The organism is Streptomyces sp. NPDC038200 (assembly GCF_055600785.1).
The window spans coordinates 1-22124 of sequence record NZ_JBVJYH010000013.1; the positions used below are offsets into that span (position 1 = coordinate 1).

The following is a 22124-nucleotide window of genomic DNA, read 5'->3' on the forward strand; positions in this document are numbered from 1 at the left end:
TCAACGCCCACAAGGCGGGCACCATCAAGGGCCTGACCGCCGAGGTCGGCGCGTCCCTCACGTCGGGCGCGGCCATCTGCGAGATCAAGGACTGAGCAGGCGTCAGTCATCCGCCCACGCCCGGCGCACCGGCCTTCCCGGTCCGCCGGGCGTGGCGTTTCCACCGTCCGCCGGGCGTGGCGTTTCACCGTCCGGCGTCGTCGGCCGTCGTCCCCGGCCGCCCGCCCGACCTCGCACGCCGGCCCCGGCTCACCCCGTGGGGCGCGTCCCAGGGCCCGGCACGGGGTGCGGGACGCGTGCGGCGGTGGAGCGCACGCCGGCTACCGCCGCCGCAGATCGGCGACGCGCCCCCGCTCCGCCCCCGCAGGCTCCCCCAGCCCCGCACCCGAGCGGAGCGCCACATGACCCCTGCGTGGCCCCGGCAGGGGAGCGCGGCGGCCCGCCGGGACCTGGTCACCCCCCGGGCTCCCGCTCGCCCCGGTGACGGCGATCTGCACCCCCTGGTCGGCGAGCGCCTGCAACTCCGTGGCGGCACGGTCGTCGTGGGCGGGCGGCTCGTCGGTGACCAGCCGGGTGATGAGGTCCGTCGGCACGGTCTGGAACATCGTGTCCGTGCCGAGCTTGGTGTGGTCGGCGAGGACCACGACCTCCGCGGCGGCCTGGACGAGGGCCCGGTCGACGGACGCCGAGAGCATGTTGGAGGTGGACAGGCCGCGTTCGGCCGTCAGACCGCTTCCGGAGAGGAATGCCTTCGACACGCGCAGGCCCTGGAGGGACTGTTCGGCGCCGGAGCCGACGAGGGCGTAGTTGGAGCCGCGCAGGGTGCCTCCCGTCATCACGACCTCCACCCGGTTGGCGTGGGCCAGGGCCTGCGCGACCAGGAGGGAGTTGGTGACCACCGTCAGGCCCGGCACGCGCGCGAGCCGGCGGGCCAGCTCCTGCGTGGTCGTACCGGCGCCGACCACGATGGCCTCGCCTTCTTCGACGAGGCCCGCGGCGAGGTCGGCGATGGCCGTCTTCTCGGCGGTCGCGAGATGCGACTTCTGCGGGAAGCCGGACTCTCGCGTGAACCCGCCCGGCAGTACCGCACCGCCGTGCCGGCGGTCGAGGAGTCCTTCGGCCTCCAGTGCGCGCACGTCCCGCCGTACGGTCACTTCGGAGGTCTGGACGACGCGGGCGAGTTCACGGAGCGACACGGCACCGTTCGCTCGCACCATTTCGAGGATCAATTGGCGACGTTCAGCAGCGAACACGAAACTGACAGTAACCCCAGCGACCGTCTGCTTTCAGCAGTTTGCGCCGAATAACAGAAGTTGTTCGCATGGTGGGGCGGGAAGTGATATAGGACCCGCCCGCCCCGACTATGCCGCCCGCACACGCCACAACTCCCCGTGACCAGCGGGAAGTCGGCCGGGGCCGTCAGGCCTCCGCGCTCGCCTTTCGGGTGTGCAGCTGCCGGGCGACCTCCGCGATCGACCCCGAAAGGGAGGGGTACACCGTGAACGCGTTCGCGATCTGTTCGACCGTCAGATTGTTGTCGACGGCGATCGAGATGGGGTGGATCAGTTCCGAGGCGCGGGGGGCCACCACCACACCGCCGACGACGATCCCGGTGCCCGGCCGGCAGAAGATCTTCACGAAGCCGTCCCGGATGCCCTGCATCTTGGCGCGCGGGTTGCGCAGCAGGGGCAGCTTGACGACCCGGGCGTCGATCTTGCCCGCGTCCACGTCGGACTGGCTGTAGCCGACCGTCGCGATCTCGGGGTCGGTGAAGACGTTCGAGGAGACCGTCTTCAGGTTCAGCGGGGCCACCGCGTCGCCGAGGAAGTGGTACATGGCGATACGTCCCTGCATGGCGGCGACGGACGCGAGGGCGAAGACTCCGGTCACGTCACCGGCCGCGTAGACACCGGGAGCGGTCGTCCGGGAGACCTTGTCGGTCCAGATGTGCCCGGAGTCGCGCAGCTTGACGCCGGCCTCCTCCAGGCCGAGGCCCGCGCTGTTCGGGATGGCGCCGACGGCCATCAGGCAGTGGCTGCCGGTGATGACCCGGCCGTCGGCGAGGGTCACCTCGACCCGGTCGCCGACGCGCTTGGCGGACTGCGCGCGGGAGCGGGCCATGACGTTCATGCCGCGGCGCCGGAAGACGTCCTCCAGGACGGCGGCGGCGTCCGGGTCCTCGCCGGGCAGCACCCGGTCCCGGGAGGAGACCAGGGTGACCTTGGAGCCCAGCGCCTGGTAGGCGCCGGCGAACTCGGCACCGGTCACACCGGAGCCGACCACGATCAGCTCTTCGGGCAGCTCGGTGAGGTCGTAGACCTGCGTCCAGTTGAGGATGCGCTCGCCGTCGGGCTGGGCGTCGGGCAGCTCGCGCGGGTGACCGCCGGTGGCGATGAGGACGGCGTCGGCGGTGAGGGTCTCCTCGGTGCCGTCGGCGGCGGTGACGACGACCCTGCGGGACCCGTCCAGGGCCTGCATGCCGTCGAGCCGGCCACGGCCGCGCATGACCCGGGCGCCGGCGCGCGTCACGGAGGCGGTGATGTCGTGGGACTGGGCGAGCGCGAGGCGCTTCACCCGGCGGTTGACCTTGCCGAGGTCCACGCCCACCACCCGGGCCGCCTGCTCCAGCGGCGGGGTGTCGTCGGCGACGATAATCCCCAGCTCCTCGTAGGAGGAGTCGAAGGTGGTCATCACCTCGGCCGTAGCGATAAGGGTCTTCGACGGCACGCAGTCGGTCAGCACCGACGCTCCGCCCAGACCGTCGCAGTCGGCGACGGTCACCTCCGCGCCGAGCTGAGCGGCCACCAGGGCCGCTTCGTATCCGCCGGGTCCGCCACCGATGATCACGATCCGAGTCACGTACTCCATTGTCCCGCACGCTTCAACGTGCTACTGCCCGGGGGCACCACAGGGGGGACCACAGGGACGCCCGGGGCGTGCGGGGCGGCTGCCGTACCCTCTGTGCATGTCGCTCTATGCCGCGTACGCCGGCAACCTCGACGCGCGCCTGATGTCCCGCCGCGCCCCGCACTCCCCGCTGCGCGCCACCGGTTGGCTGAACGGCTGGCGGCTGACCTTCGGCGGCGAGCAGCTGGGCTGGGAGGGCGCGCTGGCGACGCTCGTCGAGGACCCGCTGGCCCAGGTCTTCGTCGGCCTGTACGACATCGCGCCCAAGGACGAGGAGTCGCTCGACCGGTGGGAGGGTGTGGGGCTGGAGATCTACCGGCGGATGCGCGTGCGCGTGCACACGCTGGACGGCGAGGAGCCGGCCTGGGTGTACGTCCTCAACGGCTACGAGGGCGGGCTGCCGTCGGCGCGGTACCTGGGCGAGATCGCGGACGCGGCGGAGTCGGCGGGGGCGCCGCACGACTACGTGATGGAGCTGCGGAAACGGCCCTGCTGACCGCGGCGGCCGCCCCGGTACCCCTGTGGAAAACGACAAGACAACGATTCCAATCCCGTGAGGTCTGTCATCTACGCGCGTAGGCGAAGACCGGCTACCCTCGTCGGCGTGAACGCATCTCTTCTTCCGGACGACATCCAGGGCGATCCCTACGCCGCCGCCGACGCCGCCGCCGCGCGCCTGCGCGCACTCACCGGCGCCGAGACCCACGACGTCGCGCTCGTGATGGGCTCCGGCTGGGCTCCGGCCGTCGACGCCCTGGGCGCACCCGACGCCGAGTTCCAGGTCACCGAGCTGCCCGGCTTCCCGCCGCCGGCCGTCGAGGGGCACGGCGGCAAGGTCCGCTCGTACTCCTTCGGTGACAAGCGCGCCCTGGTCTTCCTGGGCCGCACCCACTACTACGAGGGCCGCGGTGTCGCCGCCGTGGCGCACGGCGTGCGCACGGCCGTCGCCGCCGGCTGCAAGACCGTGGTCCTCACCAACGGCTGCGGCGGCCTGCGCGAGGGCATGCGTCCCGGTCAGCCGGTCCTGATCAGCGACCACATCAACCTCACGGCGACCTCCCCCATCGTCGGCGCCAACTTCGTCGACCTGACGGACCTGTACTCGCCGCGCCTGCGCGCCCTGTGCAAGGAGATCGACTCCACGCTGGAGGAGGGCGTCTACGCCCAGTTCCCCGGCCCGCACTACGAGACCCCGGCCGAGATCCGCATGGCCCGGGTGATCGGCGCGGACCTGGTCGGCATGTCCACGGTCCTGGAAGCGATCGCCGCGCGCGAGGCCGGTGCCGAGGTGCTGGGCATCTCCCTGGTCACGAACCTGGCCGCGGGCATGACCGGCGAGCCCCTCAACCACGAGGAGGTCCTCCAGGCCGGCCGTGACTCGGCGGCCCGGATGGGCCAGCTGCTGGCGCAGGTGCTGGGCCGTATCTGAGCGGCAACCGCGCGGACGGCGAGCGGGGCGCGGACACCACCGGTGGTGGTGCGACCCCGCTCCTCCGCTTTCCGGCCGACCGAGTCGGGTGGGCCGGCGGGCAAGACGGTAGACACAGGAGAGGTTGATCCCAAGGTGCACGACGATCTCATCGCCCGGGCCGAGGCCTGGCTCGCCGAGGACCCGGACCAGGAGACCCGCGACGAACTGGCCAAGCTGATCGAGGCCGGTGACGTGAGCGAGCTGTCGGCCCGCTTCAGCGGCACCCTCCAGTTCGGCACCGCCGGCCTGCGGGGCGAACTCGGTGCCGGCCCGATGCGCATGAACCGCAGCGTCGTGATCCGCGCCGCCGCGGGCCTCGCCGCCTACCTGAAGAAGACCGGCACCCCGCACGGGGACGGCACCGCCGGGCTCGTCGTGATCGGCTACGACGCCCGCCACAAGTCCGCCGACTTCGCCCGGGACACCGCCGCCGTGATGACCGGCGCCGGTCTGCGCGCGGCCGTGCTCCCGCGCCCGCTGCCCACGCCCGTCCTGGCCTTCGCCATACGGCACCTGGGCGCGGTCGCGGGTGTGGAGGTCACCGCCAGCCACAACCCGCCCCGGGACAACGGCTACAAGGTGTACCTCGGCGACGGCTCCCAGATCGTGCCGCCCGCGGACGCCGGGATCGCCGCCGAGATCGACGCGATCGCCTCCCTGCACGACGTGCCCCGTCCGGACGCCGGCTGGGAGACCCTGGACGACGCGGTCCTGGACGCCTATCTGGCCCGTACGGACGCCGTCCTGGGCGCCGGCTCCCCGCGTACCGCCCGCACGGTCTACACGGCCATGCACGGCGTCGGCAAGGACGTCCTGCTGGCCGCGTTCGCCCGTGCCGGGTTCCCCGCGCCGGTGCTGGTCGCCGAACAGGCCGAGCCGGACCCCGACTTCCCGACGGTCGCCTTCCCGAACCCGGAGGAGCCGGGTGCGATGGACCTGGCGTTCGCGCGGGCCCGCGCCACCGACCCGGACCTGATCGTCGCCAACGACCCCGACGCCGACCGCTGCGCGGTGGCCGTCAAGGACGGCGGTGACTGGAGGATGCTGCGCGGCGACGAGGTCGGCGCCCTGCTCGCCGCCCACCTGGTCCGGCGCGGCGCGACCGGCACCTTCGCGGAGTCGATCGTCTCCTCCTCCCTGCTCGGCCGGATCGCCGAGAAGGCGGGCCTGCCGTACGAGGAGACCCTCACCGGCTTCAAGTGGATCGCCCGCGTGGACGGCCTGCGCTACGGCTACGAAGAGGCCCTCGGCTACTGCGTGGACCCGCAGGGCGTGCGGGACAAGGACGGCATCACCGCCGCGCTGCTGATCACCGAGCTGGCGTCCGTGCTGAAGGAGGAGGGCCGTACCCTCCTCGACCTGCTCGACGACCTCGCCGTGGAGCACGGTCTGCACGCCACCGACCAGCTGTCGGTGCGCGTCCAGGACCTGTCGCTGATCGCGGACGCGATGGGCCGGCTGCGCGAGCGGCCGCCGGCCGAGCTGGCCGGCCTGCGCATCACCCGGGCCGAGGACCTCACTCGGGGGACGGACACGCTGCCGCCCACCGACGGCCTGCGCTACACCCTCGACGGCGCCCGGGTCATCGTCCGCCCGAGCGGCACGGAGCCGAAGCTGAAGTGCTACCTGGAGGTCGTCGTGCCGGTCTCCGCGCACGCCGAGCTGCCGGCCGCCCGTGCCCGCGCGGCCGAGCTGCTGGCGGCCGTGAAGCGGGACCTGTCGGCGGCCGCGGGCATCTGAACCCGTTCACCGGGCGCCGGGCTGTCGCACGCTCCCCGGTCGCCCGTGCCCTCGCGCCCGTCCCGCCCCGGCACGACGTCACGGAGGGCCTCCCACCCCCGGGAGGCCCCCCGGGAGGCGTCCGACCCCCTGGCGCCCCGTCGGCCTTCCCCGGCGGGGCGCCTTGCCGTAGGGCCAGGGGGTTTCCCGGCCGTGTCAGCCCACGGCCAGCAGAATCGCCAGCAGCACCGCTCCGGCGACCGCGGGCGCGGCCACCTCGTAGGCCCAGCGCACGGTGACCTCGCCCTGCGCCGACTCCGCCGTCCTGCGGCGCTCCAGGAGTTCCCGCAGGTCGTCGATCACCTTGTCGGTCTCGGCCCGGGCCGGCCCGGCGTCCGCGCCCCGGCCGAACCCGCCGAGGCCGCCCGCGCCGAACCCACCGCCCCGGCCGCCCGGCACACCCCCGCGGGCCGCCTCCGCCGCCGCCCGCTCCCGCCGGCGGTTCGCCTTCTTGCGGGCCCGCAGCGAGACGGGGACGGCCCACAGCTGGTACTTGGTGCCGGACTCGGTCACGACCTCGTTGGTGTAGCCGGAGCGCAGGGAGGCGACCTCGCCCCAGGGCACGGTGATCACCCGGAACGGGTTGCGGACGCGCAGCCGGTCCTCGTTCGCGAAGACCGCCGGGCGGAGCGTGAAGGCGAGGATCAGCGGCACGACCAGGATCAGCCCGGCCAGCGCCAGCCACGGCGTCCGGCCGTGGCCCTTGAACAGCGCGTCGAAGCCCAGCCAGAGGACGAGCACGAGCAGCAGCACACCGCCCGTCATGCCCAGGGGCGAGCGGTAGATCCGGTCCCTGGCGGGGGGCGCCGGAGGCTGTGACGCGGGTGACGGGTGGTCGGGGGTGGTCATGGCCCGATTCTGCCCGACACCGCCCACGGCGCGACCAGGCCCCCGGGAACCGGCGCTCATCCGTGATCTCCAGACCCGGGGATGAGCAGCGGGGGTGTACAGCCGCTACGCGCGTAGATATGCTCGTCTGGTGACCATGCCCACTACCGCACCCACAGCACACGCTCTCTCGGACGTCACCGCGTCCGACAGCACGCTGCGCCGCTTCCTCCACGGGCTGCCCGGCGTCGACGCGGTCGGCCTGGAGGCGCGCGCGGCGTCTCTCGGCACCCGTTCCATCAAGACCACCGCGAAGGCGTACGCCATCGACCTCGCCATCTCGATGGTCGACCTGACGACGCTGGAAGGCGCGGACACCCCGGGCAAGGTCCGGGCGCTCGGCGCCAAGGCGGTCCACCCCGACCCCACGGACCGGACGACCCCCACCACGGCCGCGGTCTGCGTCTACCCGGACATGGTGGCCGTCGCCAAGGAGGCCGTCGCCGGCTCCGGCGTCAAGGTCGCCTCGGTGGCCACCGCCTTCCCGGCCGGCCGGGCCGCTCTCGACGTGAAGCTGGCCGACGTCCGCGACGCCGTCGCCGCCGGTGCCGACGAGATCGACATGGTCATCGACCGGGGTGCGTTCCTGGCCGGCAAGTACCTGAAGGTGTACGACGAGATCGTCGCCGTGAAGGAGGCCTGCGGGACGAGCGCCCGGCTGAAGGTCATCTTCGAGACCGGCGAGCTGTCGACGTACGACAACATCCGCCGTGCCTCCTGGCTCGGCATGCTGGCCGGCGCCGACTTCATCAAGACCTCCACCGGCAAGGTCGCCGTCAACGCGACCCCCGCGAACACCCTGCTCATGCTGGAGGCGGTCCGCGACTTCCGGGCCCAGACCGGCGTCCAGATCGGCGTGAAGCCGGCCGGCGGCATCCGCACCACCAAGGACGCGATCAAGTTCCTGGTCCTGGTCAACGAGACCGCGGGCGAGGACTGGCTGGACAACCACTGGTTCCGTTTCGGCGCCTCCTCGCTCCTCAACGACCTGCTGATGCAGCGCCAGAAGCTGGCCACCGGCCGCTACTCCGGTCCCGACTACGTGACGGTGGACTGATCCCCCATGGCATTCGAGTACGCACCCGCCCCCGAGTCCCGCGCGGTCGTCGACATCGCGCCCTCGTACGGCCTGTTCATCGACGGCGAGTTCACCGAGGCCGCCGACGGCAAGGTCTTCAAGACGGTCTCGCCGTCGACCGAGGAGGTCCTCTCCGAGGTCGCCCGGGCCGGGGCCGAGGACGTCGAACGCGCGGTGAGGGCCGCCCGCAAGGCGTTCGGCAAGTGGTCGGCGCTGCCCGGCTCCGAGCGCGCCAAGTACCTGTTCCGCATCGCCCGTATCGTCCAGGAGCGCAGCCGCGAGCTGGCCGTCCTGGAGACGCTGGACAACGGCAAGCCGATCAAGGAGACCCGCGACGCGGACCTCCCGCTGGTCGCCGCCCACTTCTTCTACTACGCGGGCTGGGCGGACAAGCTGGACCACGCCGGCTTCGGCGCGAACCCGAAGCCGCTGGGCGTGGCGGGCCAGGTCATCCCGTGGAACTTCCCGCTGCTGATGCTGGCGTGGAAGATCGCCCCGGCGCTCGCGACCGGCAACACGGTCGTCCTGAAGCCGGCCGAGACCACCCCGCTCTCCGCCCTGTTCTTCGCGGACATCTGCCGCCAGGCCGGCCTGCCCAAGGGTGTCGTCAACATCCTCCCGGGCTACGGCGACGCGGGTGCCGCGCTGGTCGCGCACCCCGACGTGAACAAGGTCGCCTTCACCGGCTCCACCGCCGTCGGCAAGGAGATCGCCCGCACGGTCGCGGGCACGCGGAAGAAGCTCACCCTCGAACTGGGCGGCAAGGGCGCCAACATCGTCTTCGACGACGCGCCGATCGACCAGGCCGTCGAGGGCATCGTGAACGGCATCTTCTTCAACCAGGGCCAGGTCTGCTGCGCGGGCTCCCGCCTGCTGGTCCAGGAGTCGATCCAGGACGAGCTGCTGGACTCCCTCAAGCGCCGCCTGTCCACGCTGCGCCTCGGCGACCCGCTGGACAAGAACACCGACATCGGGGCGATCAACTCCGCCGAGCAGCTGGCCCGGATCACCGCGCTGGCCGAGCAGGGCGAGGCGGAGGGCGCCGAGCGCTGGTCCCCGGCCTGCGAGCTGCCCTCCTCCGGCTACTGGTTCGCGCCGACGCTGTTCACGAACGTCACCCAGGCGCACACCGTCGCCCGCGACGAGATCTTCGGCCCGGTGCTGTCCGTCCTCACCTTCCGCACGCCGGACGAGGCGGTCGCCAAGGCGAACAACACGCAGTACGGCCTGTCCGCGGGTATCTGGACCGAGAAGGGCTCGCGCATCCTGGCCGTCGCGAACAAGCTGCGCGCCGGTGTCGTCTGGTCCAACACGTTCAACAAGTTCGACCCGACCTCGCCGTTCGGCGGTTACAAGGAGTCGGGCTTCGGCCGCGAGGGCGGTCGCCACGGCCTGGAGGCTTACCTCGATGTCTGAGAAGACCGAAAAGACTGAGCGACTCTCCGTCTTCAAGACCTACAAGCTGTACGTCGGCGGGAAGTTCCCGCGTTCCGAGAGCGGCCGGGTGTACGAGGTGACGGCGAAGACATCAGCCGCTGACGCGGCGGGTAAGGGCGCTTGGCTGGCCAACGCTCCGCAGTCCTCCCGCAAGGACGCCCGTGACGCGGTGGTCGCCGCGCGCAAGGCGTTCGGCGGCTGGTCCGGTGCGACCGCGTACAACCGCGGCCAGGTCCTCTACCGCGTCGCGGAGATGCTGGAGGGCCGCAGGGAGCAGTTCGTACGGGAGGTCGCGGACGCGGAGGGCCTGTCCAGGTCCAAGGCGGCGGCGGTCGTGGACGCCACGGTCGACCGCTGGGTCTGGTACGCGGGCTGGACCGACAAGATCGCCCAGGTGATCGGCGGCGCCAACCCGGTCGCCGGCCCGTACTTCAACCTCTCCTCCCCCGAGCCGACCGGCGTGGTCGCCGTCCTGGCCCCCCAGGAGTCGTCCTTCCTCGGCCTGGTGTCGGTGGTGGCCCCGGTGATCGCCACCGGCAACACGGCGATCGTGATCGCCTCCGAGAAGGCCCCGCTGCCGGCCCTGTCCCTGGGCGAGGTGCTGGCCACCTCCGACGTCCCGGGCGGTGTGGTCAACATCCTGTCCGGCCGTACGGCGGAGATCGCGGCGCCGCTGGCCGCGCACCAGGACGTCAACGCGATCGACCTCGCGGGCGCGGACGAGGAGCTGGCGAAGGAACTGGAGATCGCGGCGGCCGACAACCTGAAGCGCGTCCTTCGTCCACAGGCTGTGGACTGGTCCGAGACGCCCGGGACCGACCGGCTGACGGCGTTCCTGGAGACGAAGACGGTGTGGCACCCCACGGGCTCGCTGGGCGCGTCCGGTTCCTCCTACTGACGCGCGTCCCGGCAGGGAACCCCGACGGGGAACCGCGGCCGGCCACCGGCGAACCGGTGGCCGGCCGCGGTTCCCCGCGCCTCTTTTGGGGGCGCCTCAGCGGCCCAGGGCCCCCAGGACCCGGCCCGCCACCGGCAACGCGCCCAGCGACTCGGCCTCGGCGACCGGGGCCGTCAGCATCCGCGAACCGACCGGCTTGAAGTCGGCCACCTGCGTGCCCACCCCGTTGTCCAGCGGGTCGACTCCCGTGCCCGCGAGCGGGTTGGGCCTGAGGCCGGCGACCGGTCCGGTGACATGGCCGACCGTGCCGGTCACGGCGGCCAGCCCCGCCTCCGGGGCGACCTCGCCCAACGAGGCGGGCCCCGAAGGCACGCGCACGAGCTGCGGGCCGGCGTCCGCGTGAGCCGTGGCCGCGCCCGTGCCCAGAGCCGCGCCGACGGTGGCGAGGGCGATCAGGGTGCGCTGCGCGGCGGGGTGCCGGGGGGAGGAGTGTCGGGCCATCGCTGATGCCGCCTTCTGGTGCGCAGGGTGATGATGTCGACACGTAGGGTAGTTGAGGTGAGGCTCACGCTCAAAAGCCGACCCGCGGGGTCGGCAAGGCGCCCCCCATGCGTCAAACTGGTGTTCCGTGAGCATTCATCCCCCGTCTCCCGCCCGTGTCGTGCTGCTGTGCGGCCCCTCGGGCTCGGGCAAGTCACTCGTCGCCGCCCGCTCCGGGCTCCCCGTCCTGCGCCTGGACGACTTCTACAAGGAGCGTGACGACCCGACTCTGCCGCTGGTGCAGGGGAGTTCGGACATCGACTGGGACCACCCCGAGTCGTGGGACGCGGACGTCGCGGTCGAGGCCATCACCCGGCTGTGCGCCACGGGGGCGACGCCGGTGCCGGTGTACGACCTCTCGCTGAGCGCCCGCACCGGTGAGGAGACGCTGCACATCGGCCGTACCCCGCTGTTCATCGCGGAGGGCATCTTCGCCGCGGAGATAGTGGAGCGCTGCCGGGAGCTGGGGGTGCTCGCCGACGCGCTGTGCCTGAGGCGCGGCCCGGTCACCACGTTCCGGCGGCGCTTCCTGCGCGACCTGAAGGAGGGCCGCAAGTCGGTGGCGTTCCTGCTGCGCCGCGGCTGGCGGCTGATGCGCACGGAGCGGTCGATCGTCGCCCGCCAGGTGTCCCTGGGCGCGCACCCCTGCGACCGGGACGAGGCGCTGGGCCGGCTGGCGGCAGCGGCGGCGGGCCGGCAGGTGCGGCAGCAGACGGCGGCGTAGGGCCCGTACACCCGCGGGCACGCGGAAAGCGGGACCGGCCGGGCCCCCCGGCCCACCAGTCCCGCTTCTTGCTCCCCCGTGCTTCCCCCGTGGACCCACCCCCCAGTGGTCCCCGGTTCCCCCGTATTCCCCCCGTTCTTCCCCCGTGCTTCCCCCCGGAAGGCCCACCCCCCGGTGGCCTCCGTCATGTCCCCCCGTGTCCCCCGTGTCCCCTCGGACCCTCAGGCGACCAGCTCGCCGAAGGCGTTCTCCTCGTCACGGCCGAAGCTGAGCGCCTCGTCGTCGCGCAGCCGGCGCAGCGAGCGCCAGATGCTGGACTTCACCGTGCCGACGCTGATGCCGAGGATCTCCGCGATCTCCGGGTCCGTGCGGCCCTCGTAGTAGCGCAGGACCAGCATGGTGCGCTGGAGTTCGGGCAGCCGGACCAGCGCCTGCCACAGGACCGCGCGCAGCTCGGTGCCGCGCATCGCGTCCGTCTCGCCGGGCGTCTCCGGCAGTTCCTCGGTCGGGTACTCGTTGAGCTTGCGGCGCCGCCAGGCGCTGATGTGCAGGTTGGTCATCGTGCGGCGCAGATAGCCGCCGACCGCCGCCTTGTCGCTGATGCGGTCCCACGCCTTGTACGTCGAGAACAGCGCGCTCTGCAGCAGGTCCTCGGCCTCGAAGCGGTCGCCGGTCAGGTGGTAGGCGGTGGCGTACAGGGAGGCGCGGCGCTCCTGGACGTAGGCGGTGAACTCCGCCTCCGTCAGCGAACGGCGCTGCTCCCCCGAGTCCTCCCTGTACGCGGCTCCCCCGTGAGCCTCCCCGCGGGTGTCAACCACCGTCATGTAGGCGGTGTGCTGACGCCCGGTGCCGCGAGCGCACCCCCGCCCGCTCACGGCACCGGACTTCTCGGATCCCCGGTGCACGTCGTGCAGACGCGTGACCACTGCGCTGGTGCTGATGCTGTGCAGCGTGTTCATCTCGCGCTCCCCGTCGTGGACTTCCGGTGATTCGGCCTTGCCGGGCCGGTTTCACTCCCCGTCCGGCCCGTGACGAAAAGATTGCCGTGGCCACTTCATGGCCGTGTCCGCCGACTGTCACAGACCTGTCACAGGGGCGCGGCGCACCGCTGTCACGGACGGCACACAGCTGGTGGCCGTGCGCGGGGATCGGTCGCGCAGGTCGTCCGCCGGGCCCTCCATGGGCCAGAATGAGCCCGTGCCTTCCCTGTTGCTGATCGAGGACGACGACGCCATCCGCACGGCCCTGGAGCTCTCCCTGACGCGCCAGGGACACCGGGTGGCCACCGCTGCCAGCGGCGAGGACGGTCTGAAGCTGCTGCGCGAGCAGCGGCCGGACCTGATCGTGCTGGACGTGATGCTGCCCGGCATCGACGGGTTCGAGGTGTGCCGGCGCATCCGGCGCACGGACCAGCTGCCGATCATCCTGCTGACCGCGCGCAGCGACGACATCGACGTCGTGGTCGGCCTGGAGTCGGGGGCCGACGACTATGTCGTCAAGCCGGTGCAGGGCCGGGTGCTCGACGCCCGGATCCGGGCCGTGCTGCGGCGCGGCGAACGCGAGTCCAGCGACTCGGCGACCTTCGGCAACCTCGTCATCGACCGGTCGGCGATGACCGTCACGAAGAACGGCGAGGATCTCCAGCTGACCCCGACCGAGCTGCGCCTGCTGCTGGAGCTGAGCCGGCGGCCCGGTCAGGCGCTGTCCCGGCAGCAGCTGCTGCGGCTGGTGTGGGAGCACGACTACCTCGGCGACTCGCGCCTGGTCGACGCGTGCGTGCAGCGGCTGCGCGCCAAGGTGGAGGACGTGCCGTCCTCCCCGACGCTGATCCGTACCGTCCGTGGTGTCGGCTACCGCCTGGACACGCCTCAGTGACCGATACGCGAGGGGGGCTGCGCGGCTGGACCGCGGGGCGCAAGGGAAGTCTGTCGCGGCTGCGGTTCACCAGCCTCCGGCTGCGACTGGTACTGGTCTTCGGTCTGGTCGCGCTCACCGCCGCGGTGTCGGCGTCGGGCATCGCCTACTGGCTCAACCGGGAGGCGGTGCTGACCCGCGCCCAGGACGCCGTGCTGCGCGACTTCCGGCAGGAGATGCAGAACCGCGCCGGCGCGCTGCCCGAGCACCCGACACAGGACCAACTGCAACGCGCGGCGGGCCAGATGGCCGCCAGCAGCCAGCGGTTCAGTGTGCTGCTGGTCGCCACGGACGCCGACGGCAAGACGGTGTACGGCAACTCGGGCGGCATCAACGGCTTCGCGCTGGAGGACGTGCCGAAGTCGCTGCGCGCGGCCGTGACCAAGCGGCAGAAGGTGAGCGACACCAACAAGGAGCCGTACCACCTGTACTGGCAGCGGGTCACGGACCACGGCACGCCGTATCTGGTGGCCGGCACCCGGGTGATCGGCGGTGGCCCGACGGGCTACATGGCGAAGTCCCTGGAGCCGGAGGCGAAGGACCTCAACTCGCTGGCCTGGTCGCTGGGCATCGCCACCGGGCTGGCGCTGATCGGCGCCGCGCTGCTCGCGCAGGCCGCCGCCACCACGGTGCTCAAGCCGGTGCACCGGCTCGGTGTGGCCGCCCGCCGGCTGGGCGAGGGCAAGCTGGACACCCGGCTGCGGGTGTCCGGCACCGACGAACTCGCCGACCTGTCGCGGACCTTCAACAACGCGGCCGAGGCGCTGGAGCAGCGGGTCGCGGAGATGGCCGCGCGGGACGAGGCGTCCCGCAGGTTCGTCGCCGACATGTCGCACGAGCTGCGCACCCCGCTCACCGCCATCACCGCCGTCACGGAGGTGCTGGAGGAGGAGCTGGAGGCGGAGACCGGCAGCATGGACCCGATGATCGAGCCCGCCGTCCGGCTGGTGGTCAGCGAGACCCGGCGGCTGAACGACCTGGTCGAGAACCTGATGGAGGTCACCCGCTTCGACGCGGGCACCGCCCGGCTCGTCCTGGACGACGTCGACGTCGCCGACCTGATCACCGCCTGCATCGACGCCCGGGCCTGGCTGGACGCGGTGGAGCTGGACGTCGAGCGCGGCCTCCACGCCCGCCTGGACCCGCGCCGCCTGGACGTCATCCTCGCCAACCTGATCGGCAACGCGCTCAAGCACGGCGGCTCGCCGGTGCGGGTGTCGGTGCGCGAGGCGGAGGAGGAGATGGTGATCCAGGTCCGCGACCACGGACCCGGCATCCCCGAGGACGTCCTCCCGCACGTCTTCGACCGCTTCTACAAGGCGAGCGCCTCCCGGCCGCGCTCCGAGGGCAGCGGGCTCGGCCTCTCCATCGCCCTGGAGAACGCCCACATCCACGGCGGTGAGATCACCGCCGCCAACTCACCGGAGGGCGGAGCGGTGTTCACGCTCCGGCTCCCGCGGGACGCCTCACGGCTGACCGAGGAGGACGGCGGAGGCACCGAGGACGGCAGGACCGAGCAGAACAGTTCAGGAAAGGAGGGGTCATGACCGTACGACGCCTGCTGGCGCTGCCCCTCCTCGGCGCGCTGCTCACCGGCTGCGGCATCCGGGCCACGGAGGTGCCGACCGACTTCGGGGCGGCGCCGTCCCGGGTGCCGTGCTCGCTGGCCGGGCCCGATCAGTCCGCGCAGTCCTCGCGCGGGGTGCCGGTGCAGGTCTTCCTGCTGTGCGGAGCGTCCCTGGTGGCCGTCGACCGCGCCGTGCGGGTCCCGGAGGGCACCCCGGACGCCCGGCGCCGGGTGATCGTGGCGCAGGGGCTGCTGGACCAGCTCGCCGCGTCGCCGTCCACGGCGGAACGCTCCGCGGGCTACACGACGTACGTGCCGGGCGCCCTCAAGGTCAGCGGGCCCGGCCCGAAGGACCCCGAGGACGCGCTCCGGCTGAGCACGGCACCGTCGCGTCTCACCTCCTACGCCCTGGGTCAGCTGGTGTGCACGCTGTCCGACTCGGCGGCGACGGAGGGCGACGGGGCGGTCATCCTGGGCGGTCCGGGGCCGGCCCCGCTGCGGCGCTACGAGTGCACGGACGACGTCCGCGACCGGCCGGGCACGACCCAGCCGCCCTCCGGCGAGGTGGCGGGCGCCTAGCCCGTCGTCGGGGCGCACACCCGGCACACTCGCGCCGAAACGTTTCCACCGCGGAACCAATCGCCCCGGTCCCCGCGTCTAGGGGGTCGTGCAGCGTCAAGGCTCCATCGGCGGCAGCGCCGCGATCCGCATCCGTGTGACGGGGGGTGTCCTCCTCGTCGCGCATCTCACCCTCGTCGCCTGGCTGATGCTGCGTCCCCTGGACGTCCCCTGGGTGATGCCCCCGAACCTGCGCCCACTGGCGGGGATCCGGGGCGATCTGGCGCTGGGCTGGCCGGCGGCGGCCAGACCCCTCGGCGAGGGGCTCGCGCTGCTCGCGCCGCTGGGTGTGCTGCTGCCGGCGGCGCACGGCAGGCTCACCGTCTCCCCGCTCGCCTCGCTGGTCCGCACGGCGGCGGCCGGCGCCCTGGTCTCGCTCGGCATCGCCCTGTTGCAGACAGGCGTGCCGGGGCGGGTCGTGGACGTCGACTCGCTGCTGCTGAACACGGCCGGGGTCGTCCTGGCCCACCTGGCCGTCGTACCGGCGGGCCGGGCCTGGCTGCGACGGCGGGACGCACGGGAGCCCGGGGCGGCCGGCCCGGCGGTCACCGTTCAGGAGGAGCTGTCTCAGGGCCGTACCCCGACGATTCCCAGGGTCGGTATCGCCCCGTAGAGCGATGCTTCGTCCCCCTTCGTCTTCGTACCGTGGAGAACAGTTGAGGGGTCCCACCGGGGGCCCGACCGCGGCTCGGGAGCGAGCCGACGACCACGGAGGAGCCGACATGAGCGCCCTTGCCCGCCCCACCCACGGCCGCATGATCGGCGGAGTCTGCGCCGGACTGGCCCGGCGCTTCGGCACCTCGGCCACGACGATGCGGGTGATCTTCCTGGTCTCCTGCCTGCTGCCGGGCCCGCAGTTCCTGCTCTACATAGCGCTGTGGCTGCTGCTGCCGTCCGAGGACAAGGCCCGTACCGCCTGGTGACCGGGCGCACCGACGCGCACGTACGCCGCCGGGGCGCCCCGGAAGGTCCCGGGGCGCCCCAGCGGTACGGCGGGCGGTGTCAGCCGAGCGGGATCCCGTTGACCGGCACCCCGTGCGTGGGCAGACCCGTCTTCTGCACCGGCAGTCCGCCGAGGAGTCCGGCGGCCGGTGCCGTCGGCCCCTGCGCGAGAGCCTTCCGCACGGCGGGCTGCGTGGCGGCCAGACCGGCCCCCACGGCGCCCTTCCCGTGGGCGAGGGCCCCGGTGGCACCCGGCATCGCCTTGCCGACGTTCTCGGCGGGCAGCGTCTTGGCGACGACGCCCAGGGCCTGCGAGGCGTCCGGGACGACCGGGGCGGCGTGGGCCGCGCCCGCGCCGACGGCGGCGATGGCGGCACCGAGGGCGCTGACGCCCAGGGTCTTGGCAGCAGACTGCTTCATGGTGAATGCGTCCTTGAATGGGGAGACGGGTCTACGCAAGGAATCGAGCGGTGCCCGACCGTAAACACGCCGGACCGCCCCCCGCAAACACCGAAATGCGGACGCCTTGTGAAAGCGCGTCCGCGGGGCGCCCCGGAAGCATCCCGCGACTACGCCTCCGGACCGACAGAACCGCTGGTGGACGCGGTCTGCTGGAACAGCCACTCGGATTTCAGTTCCGCGTATCCGGGCTTGACGACGTCATTGATCATAGCCAGTCGTTCATCGAAAGGAATGAACGCTGATTTCATCGCATTGACGGAGAACCACTGGAGGTCGTCGAGCGTGTAACCGAATGCGTCGACAAGATGCTCGAATTCCCGGCTCATGCTGGTGTGCGACATCAGCCGGTTGTCGGTGTTCACGGTGGCCCGGAAGTGCAGCCGGCGCAGCAGCCCGATCGGGTGCTCGGCGTAGGAGGTCGCGGCCCCGGTCTGCAGGTTGGAGCTGGGGCACAGCTCCAGCGGGATCCGCTTGTCCCGCACATAGGAGGCGAGCCGGCCGAGCCGGACCGAGCCGTCCTCGCGGACCTCGATGTCGTCGATGATCCGCACCCCGTGGCCGAGCCGGTCGGCGCCGCACCATTGCAGCGCCTGCCAGATGGACGGCAGTCCGAAGGCCTCGCCGGCGTGGATGGTGAAGTGGTTGTTCTCCCGCTTCAGGTACTCGAAGGCGTCGAGGTGCCGGGTGGGCGGGTAGCCGGCCTCGGCTCCGGCGATGTCGAAGCCGACCACACCGGAGTCCCGGTGGCGGTTGGCGAGTTCGGCGATCTCCAGGGAGCGGGCCGCGTGCCGCATGGCGGTCAGCAGGGCGCCCACCCTGATGCGCCGGCCGTGCTCCCGGGCGAGCCGCTCGCCCTGCCGGAACCCCTCGTCGACGGCCTCCACCACCTCCTCCAGGGTCAGCCCCCGCTCGAGGTGCTGCTCGGGCGCGTACCGCACCTCGGCGTAGACCACCCCGTCCTCGGCGAGGTCCTCGGCGCACTCCCGGGCGACCCGGACGAGGGCCTCCCGGGTCTGCATCACGCCGACGGTGTGCCGGAAGGTCTCCAGATACCGTTCCAGCGAGCCGGAGTCGGCGGCCTCCTGGAACCAGATCCCCAGCTTGTCCGGGTCGGCCTCGGGAAGCTCGGCGTACCCGGACTCCCGGGCGAGTTCGACGACGGTCCCCGGACGGAGCCCGCCGTCGAGATGATCGTGCAGCAGTACCTTGGGCGCGCGGCGGATCTGGTCCGGCGTCGGAACGTGGGCCGGCACGGTTCCCGGGACGGCCCCCGTCGGTGCAGTCTGGCTCGTCATTTCCGCACTCTAACTCCTACGCGCGTAGAGCGCTCGGGGTGCGCGTCGGCTGTTTTCCGGCGCTTTTCCGTCGATACGCAACGGTGACCGCACGTACGGGTTTCGTACACCACGCCTTCTGACACTGTTCTGCCATGGGACAGCAAGCGACGCCGGTCCGAACGGCCAGGCTGGGGAAGGCAGTCGGCCCGGAGCCGACCTCGGTGAGCGGAGCGGTGCTGCTGCTTCCCGGCGGGGCGGAGGTCTCCGCCCGCCGGCCGTCCCCTGTCTGGGCGACGACCCTCATCCGCTCCCTGGGCCGCGCCCTCGCCCGTGCGGGCCGGACCGAAGGACTCGCCGTCCACCCCGTCCACTACCGCTACCGCGGCTGGAACGGCAGCGAGGCACATCTGGCGGCGGACGCCGAATGGGCCGCCGACGAGGTCGTACGGCGGTACGGGGACGTGCCCGTGTGCCTGGCCGGCGTGGACATGGGCGGGCGCGCGGCGCTGCGGGCCGGCGGCCACGAGGCCGTCAACTCGGTCGTGGCGCTCGCCCCCTGGCTCCCGGAGGACGATGTCGCCGCGCCCGCCGAGCCGGTGAAGCAGCTGGTCGGCCGCCGGGTGCTGATCGCGCACGGCACGAACGACGAACGGACCGACCCCGAGCTGTCGTTCCGCTTCGCGGCGCGGGCGAAGAAGGCGAACCGGGAGGTGTGCCGGTTCGAGGTGCACTCGGACGGGCACGGGCTGCACGGGCACCGGGAGGAAGTGCTCTGCCTGGCAGCGGACTTCGTGCTGGGGGCGCTGTTCGGGCGAGCGGTCTCGCGGCCGGTGGAGGACGCGCTCGCCGCGCCCCCGCCGATCGGTCTGAGGATGCCCCTGGCCGCCGGGTTCGGTAAGTCGTTGAAGCGGTAGGCGCGCGGGCTGCCGTGCTCGGGGCGCGGGCGGTCCGTGGCCCCTCGCGCCCACCCCGCGGAGCCGCACGGCGCCGCGGCCCCGCGCCCTTCGGGTCCGCGAGCCCGCGGCGGGCTGCCCTCAGGTGGGCAGCAGGCCGCCCCTCCTGGAGAGCAGGAACTTCTTGAACGCGGCCACCGGGGGTGTGTCCGGGCGGTCGGCCAGCCAGGCCACGCCGATCTCGCGGGCCGCCCGGGGAGCCGTGACCGTCAGCTCCCGCACCCCCGGGCGGGGGACGGTCGGCGGGGGCAGGAGAGCCACTCCCAGCCCGGCCGCCACCAGGCCCCGCAGCGTCTCCGCCTCCTCGCCCTCGAACGCGACACGGGGCTTGAAGCCGGCCTCGCGGCACAGGGCGTCGGTGATCCGGCGCAGGCCGTAGCCGGGCTCCAGGGTGACGAAGGCTTCCTCCGCCGCCTCGGCCAGCCGGACGCGGCGGCGGGCGGCCAGACGGTGGTCCGCGGGGACGACCAGACGGAGTTTCTGCTCGTCCAGGCGGCGCGCGACCAGATCGGGGGCGTCGGGGACCGGCGAGGTGAGGCAGAGGTCCAGCTCGCCGGCCCGGAGCCCCTCCAGCATCGCCTCGCCGTGGTTCTGGACCAGGCTGAAGCGGACGCGCGGGTGGTCGGCGCGGAAGGCGTGCAGCAGACCGGGTACGGTCTCGGCACCCATGGTGTGCAGGAAACCGAAGGCCACCTTGCCGGTGGCGGGATCGGCGTCCGCGCGGACCTCCTCGGCGGCACGCTCGATCTCGGCGAGGGCCCGCTCGACGGAGGCGAGGAACGTACGGCCCGCGGGGGTCAGGGAGACCGTGCGGCCGTGCCGGGCGAACAGCTCGACGCCCAGGTCCTGCTCCAGCCGGGCCATCGCGCGCGACAGGGTGGACTGGGGGACGTTCATCTCCAGCGCGGCCCGGGTGACGTGTTCCGTACGGGCCACACCGGCGAAGTGGGCGAGGCGGGGCGCGAGCACCCGCGACATCCCGCCCCTGTCTTCTGTGTCACCGAACGGTGACAGCCGCGCCTGTGACCTCTGCTGATGCACCATGGGATCGATTATGGCGATTCCATGCATTGGACGGATGAGAGGTGCCGTCCCTACGGTCGAAGCATGTCTCCCGCCAGTACCGGGGCGTCCACCAGCGTGGACGCCGTTGTTTCCGTCTCCGCCCCCGACTCCGACCACTCCGACTCCCGGCTGACCCCGGGCGGCCCCGGCTACCGCCGGATGAGCCTCGCCCTCTTCCTCGCCGGAGTCGCCACCTTCGCCCTCCTCTACTCCACCCAGGCCCTGCTGCCGCTGATCTCCGGCGAGTTCGGGGTCGCGGCGAGCGAGGCGAGCTGGACCGTGGCGGCCGCGACCGGCGGGCTGGCGCTGTTCGTCCTGCCCATGAGCGCCCTGTCGGAGCGCTTCGGCCGCCGCGCGGTGATGACGGGCTCGCTGGCCGTCGCCGTCACGATCGGCATGCTGGTGCCCTTCGCTCCGTCGATCGGCGCGCTGGTGGTGCTGCGGGGCCTGCAGGGCGCGGCGCTGGCCGGCCTCCCGGCCTCGGCGCAGGCCTACCTGGCCGAGGAGGTGCGGCCGAAGGCACTGGTCACGGCGATCGGCCTGTTCGTGGCGGGCAACAGCGTCGGCGGCATGAGCGGCCGGGTGATCACCGGCTGGGTCGCGCAGGAGTGGGGCTGGCGGGTCTCGGTCGGGGTGATCGGCGCGCTCGCCGTCGCCTGCGCGGTGGCCTTCCGGCTGCTGCTGCCGGCGCCGAGGCACTTCACGGCGGGTTCGCTGCGCCCCCGGGTCCTGCTCGGCACCGTCCGCAGCCACCTCTCCGACCCGCTGCTGCGCCGCCTGTACGCGATCGGCGCGCTGTTCATGACGGTGTTCGGCGGGGTCTACACGGTGATCGGCTACCGGCTGACGGCGGCGCCGTTCGGGCTGCCGCAGGGCATCGTGGGCTCGATCTTCCTGGTCTACCTGGTGGGTACGGTCTCCGCGTCCACCGCGGGCCGACTGGTGGGCCGGTTCGGCCGCCGCGGCGCGCTCTACCTGGCGGGCGGTACGACGGCGGCGGGTCTCCTGCTGTCCCTGACCGCGTCCCTCCTCCTGGTCCTGCTGGGCCTGGTGCTGATCACGGCGGGCTTCTTCGCCGGGCACGCGGTCGCCTCCTCCGCGGTCAGCAGGACGGCCACCCACGGCCGGGCCCAGGCCTCGGCGCTGTACCAGTCCGCGTACTACGTCGGCTCCAGCGTCGGCAGCACGGTCGGCGCGCTGGCCTTCCACGCGGACGGCTGGACCGGCACGGTCGGCGTCGGACTCCTCGCGATCCTCGGCGTCGTCACGATCACGGTGCTCGGCTCCCGGGCGGCCCGGGTCGCGGCCCGTCGGGAGCCGGTGGCCGCGCACTGAGCCGGCTGGCGTGCAGTGAGCCGGCTGGCGTGCAGTGAGCCGGCGGGCGCGCAGTGAGCCGGTGGGCGCCCAGTGAGCCGGTGGGCGCGCAGTGAGCCGGTGGGCGCCCAGTGAGCCGGTGGGCGCGCACCGGGCCGGCGGCACACCGCTCATCTCCGCGAAGCAACCGTTCCGCGCCGGGCGTTTTCGTACTCCGGGGGCCATTGTCAGTGGGCTGCGGTAGCTTCCCAAGTGCTGGGGCGCGACGGCGCGCGAACGGGACGGCCACA

General features: G+C 72.8%; 22 protein-coding genes. 14 read left to right on the forward strand and 8 right to left on the reverse strand.

What is annotated here, in order from left to right:
- Positions 1-320: 320 nt before the first annotated feature.
- On the reverse strand, positions 321-1253 hold the full coding sequence (locus tag ACZ7KF_RS24895; protein ID WP_471079044.1) for a DeoR/GlpR family DNA-binding transcription regulator: 933 nt from the start codon (positions 1251-1253) through the stop codon (positions 321-323).
- Positions 1254-1419: 166 nt separating this feature from the next.
- Entirely contained in the window at positions 1420-2868 is a 1449-nt protein-coding gene (locus ACZ7KF_RS24900; RefSeq protein ID WP_471079047.1) for an NAD(P)H-quinone dehydrogenase, read from the reverse strand.
- 97 nt (positions 2869-2965) lie between these two features.
- Between ACZ7KF_RS24900 and ACZ7KF_RS24905 the strand changes: the two genes are divergently transcribed.
- From ACZ7KF_RS24905 to ACZ7KF_RS24915, 3 genes are all read left to right on the forward strand, one after another.
- Entirely contained in the window at positions 2966-3403 is a 438-nt protein-coding gene (locus ACZ7KF_RS24905) for a gamma-glutamylcyclotransferase family protein (protein WP_471079050.1), read from the forward strand.
- A 108-nt stretch (positions 3404-3511) separates the two neighbouring features.
- Positions 3512-4336 (forward strand): purine-nucleoside phosphorylase, encoded by an 825-nt coding sequence (locus ACZ7KF_RS24910; RefSeq protein ID WP_471079053.1) that lies wholly within the window; start codon positions 3512-3514, stop codon positions 4334-4336.
- 135 nt (positions 4337-4471) lie between these two features.
- Positions 4472-6118, forward strand: coding sequence for a phospho-sugar mutase (locus ACZ7KF_RS24915; RefSeq protein ID WP_471079055.1), 1647 nt, complete (start codon positions 4472-4474; stop codon positions 6116-6118).
- Positions 6119-6313: 195 nt separating this feature from the next.
- On the opposite strand, the gene ACZ7KF_RS24920 is transcribed toward ACZ7KF_RS24915, so the two are convergent.
- Positions 6314-7006 carry a PH domain-containing protein gene (locus ACZ7KF_RS24920; RefSeq protein WP_471079058.1) on the reverse strand — a complete coding sequence of 231 codons (693 nt, stop codon included), beginning with the start codon at positions 7004-7006 and terminating at the stop codon, positions 6314-6316.
- A gap of 136 nt (positions 7007-7142) precedes the next feature.
- Here ACZ7KF_RS24920 and deoC point away from each other — a divergent pair, with 136 nt between their 5' ends.
- The 3 genes from deoC to ACZ7KF_RS24935 are packed head-to-tail and all read left to right on the forward strand — an operon-like array spanning position 7143 to position 10458.
- The gene (deoC, locus tag ACZ7KF_RS24925) at positions 7143-8102 is read left to right on the forward strand and encodes a deoxyribose-phosphate aldolase (RefSeq protein WP_471079624.1); all 960 of its coding nucleotides are present in this window, start codon (positions 7143-7145) and stop codon (positions 8100-8102) included.
- A 6-nt stretch (positions 8103-8108) separates the two neighbouring features.
- A complete protein-coding gene (locus ACZ7KF_RS24930; RefSeq protein WP_471079061.1) occupies positions 8109-9539 on the forward strand; it encodes an aldehyde dehydrogenase family protein in 1431 nt (476 codons plus the stop codon).
- Positions 9532-10458 (forward strand): aldehyde dehydrogenase family protein, encoded by a 927-nt coding sequence (locus ACZ7KF_RS24935; RefSeq protein WP_471079064.1) that lies wholly within the window; start codon positions 9532-9534, stop codon positions 10456-10458. The genes ACZ7KF_RS24930 and ACZ7KF_RS24935 overlap by 8 nt, the downstream gene beginning before the upstream one ends.
- 96 nt (positions 10459-10554) lie before the next feature.
- Here the strand turns inward: ACZ7KF_RS24935 and ACZ7KF_RS24940 are convergent, their stop codons facing one another.
- On the reverse strand, positions 10555-10959 hold the full coding sequence (locus tag ACZ7KF_RS24940; protein ID WP_471079067.1) for a hypothetical protein: 405 nt from the start codon (positions 10957-10959) through the stop codon (positions 10555-10557).
- A 127-nt stretch (positions 10960-11086) separates the two neighbouring features.
- Between ACZ7KF_RS24940 and ACZ7KF_RS24945 the strand changes: the two genes are divergently transcribed.
- Positions 11087-11722: a uridine kinase family protein gene (locus tag ACZ7KF_RS24945; RefSeq protein ID WP_471079070.1), complete on the forward strand. Its 636-nt coding sequence runs from the start codon at positions 11087-11089 to the stop codon at positions 11720-11722.
- 221 nt (positions 11723-11943) lie between these two features.
- On the opposite strand, the gene ACZ7KF_RS24950 is transcribed toward ACZ7KF_RS24945, so the two are convergent.
- Positions 11944-12681, reverse strand: coding sequence for a SigE family RNA polymerase sigma factor (locus ACZ7KF_RS24950; RefSeq protein WP_471079073.1), 738 nt, complete (start codon positions 12679-12681; stop codon positions 11944-11946).
- A gap of 238 nt (positions 12682-12919) precedes the next feature.
- On the opposite strand from ACZ7KF_RS24950, the gene afsQ1 reads away from it, so the two are divergent.
- From afsQ1 to ACZ7KF_RS24975, 5 genes are all read left to right on the forward strand, one after another.
- Positions 12920-13597, forward strand: coding sequence for a two-component system response regulator AfsQ1 (gene afsQ1 / locus ACZ7KF_RS24955; protein WP_067041772.1), 678 nt, complete (start codon positions 12920-12922; stop codon positions 13595-13597).
- On the forward strand, positions 13594-15183 hold the full coding sequence (locus ACZ7KF_RS24960) for an ATP-binding protein (protein ID WP_471079077.1): 1590 nt from the start codon (positions 13594-13596) through the stop codon (positions 15181-15183). Before afsQ1 ends, ACZ7KF_RS24960 begins: the two co-directional genes overlap by 4 nt.
- Positions 15180-15782 carry a hypothetical protein gene (locus tag ACZ7KF_RS24965; RefSeq protein ID WP_471079080.1) on the forward strand — a complete coding sequence of 201 codons (603 nt, stop codon included), beginning with the start codon at positions 15180-15182 and terminating at the stop codon, positions 15780-15782. The genes ACZ7KF_RS24960 and ACZ7KF_RS24965 overlap by 4 nt, the downstream gene beginning before the upstream one ends.
- 88 nt (positions 15783-15870) lie before the next feature.
- Complete coding sequence (locus tag ACZ7KF_RS24970) at positions 15871-16434, forward strand: VanZ family protein (protein WP_471079083.1); 564 nt, start codon at positions 15871-15873, stop codon at positions 16432-16434.
- 109 nt (positions 16435-16543) lie between these two features.
- Positions 16544-16744, forward strand: a complete 201-nt coding sequence (locus tag ACZ7KF_RS24975) for a PspC domain-containing protein (RefSeq protein WP_471079086.1) — start codon at positions 16544-16546, stop codon at positions 16742-16744.
- 79 nt (positions 16745-16823) lie between these two features.
- On the opposite strand, the gene ACZ7KF_RS24980 is transcribed toward ACZ7KF_RS24975, so the two are convergent.
- A complete protein-coding gene (locus tag ACZ7KF_RS24980; protein WP_471079089.1) occupies positions 16824-17183 on the reverse strand; it encodes an ATP-binding protein in 360 nt (119 codons plus the stop codon).
- 149 nt (positions 17184-17332) lie between these two features.
- Positions 17333-18520 (reverse strand): adenosine deaminase, encoded by a 1188-nt coding sequence (locus ACZ7KF_RS24985; protein WP_471079090.1) that lies wholly within the window; start codon positions 18518-18520, stop codon positions 17333-17335.
- Between the two features lie 134 nt (positions 18521-18654).
- On the opposite strand from ACZ7KF_RS24985, the gene ACZ7KF_RS24990 reads away from it, so the two are divergent.
- A complete protein-coding gene (locus tag ACZ7KF_RS24990; protein ID WP_471079093.1) occupies positions 18655-19416 on the forward strand; it encodes an alpha/beta hydrolase in 762 nt (253 codons plus the stop codon).
- A gap of 120 nt (positions 19417-19536) precedes the next feature.
- On the opposite strand, the gene ACZ7KF_RS24995 is transcribed toward ACZ7KF_RS24990, so the two are convergent.
- Complete coding sequence (locus ACZ7KF_RS24995; protein ID WP_471079096.1) at positions 19537-20499, reverse strand: LysR family transcriptional regulator; 963 nt, start codon at positions 20497-20499, stop codon at positions 19537-19539.
- A gap of 63 nt (positions 20500-20562) precedes the next feature.
- On the opposite strand from ACZ7KF_RS24995, the gene ACZ7KF_RS25000 reads away from it, so the two are divergent.
- A complete protein-coding gene (locus ACZ7KF_RS25000) occupies positions 20563-21855 on the forward strand; it encodes an MFS transporter (RefSeq protein ID WP_471079099.1) in 1293 nt (430 codons plus the stop codon).
- Positions 21856-22124 lie beyond the last annotated feature (269 nt).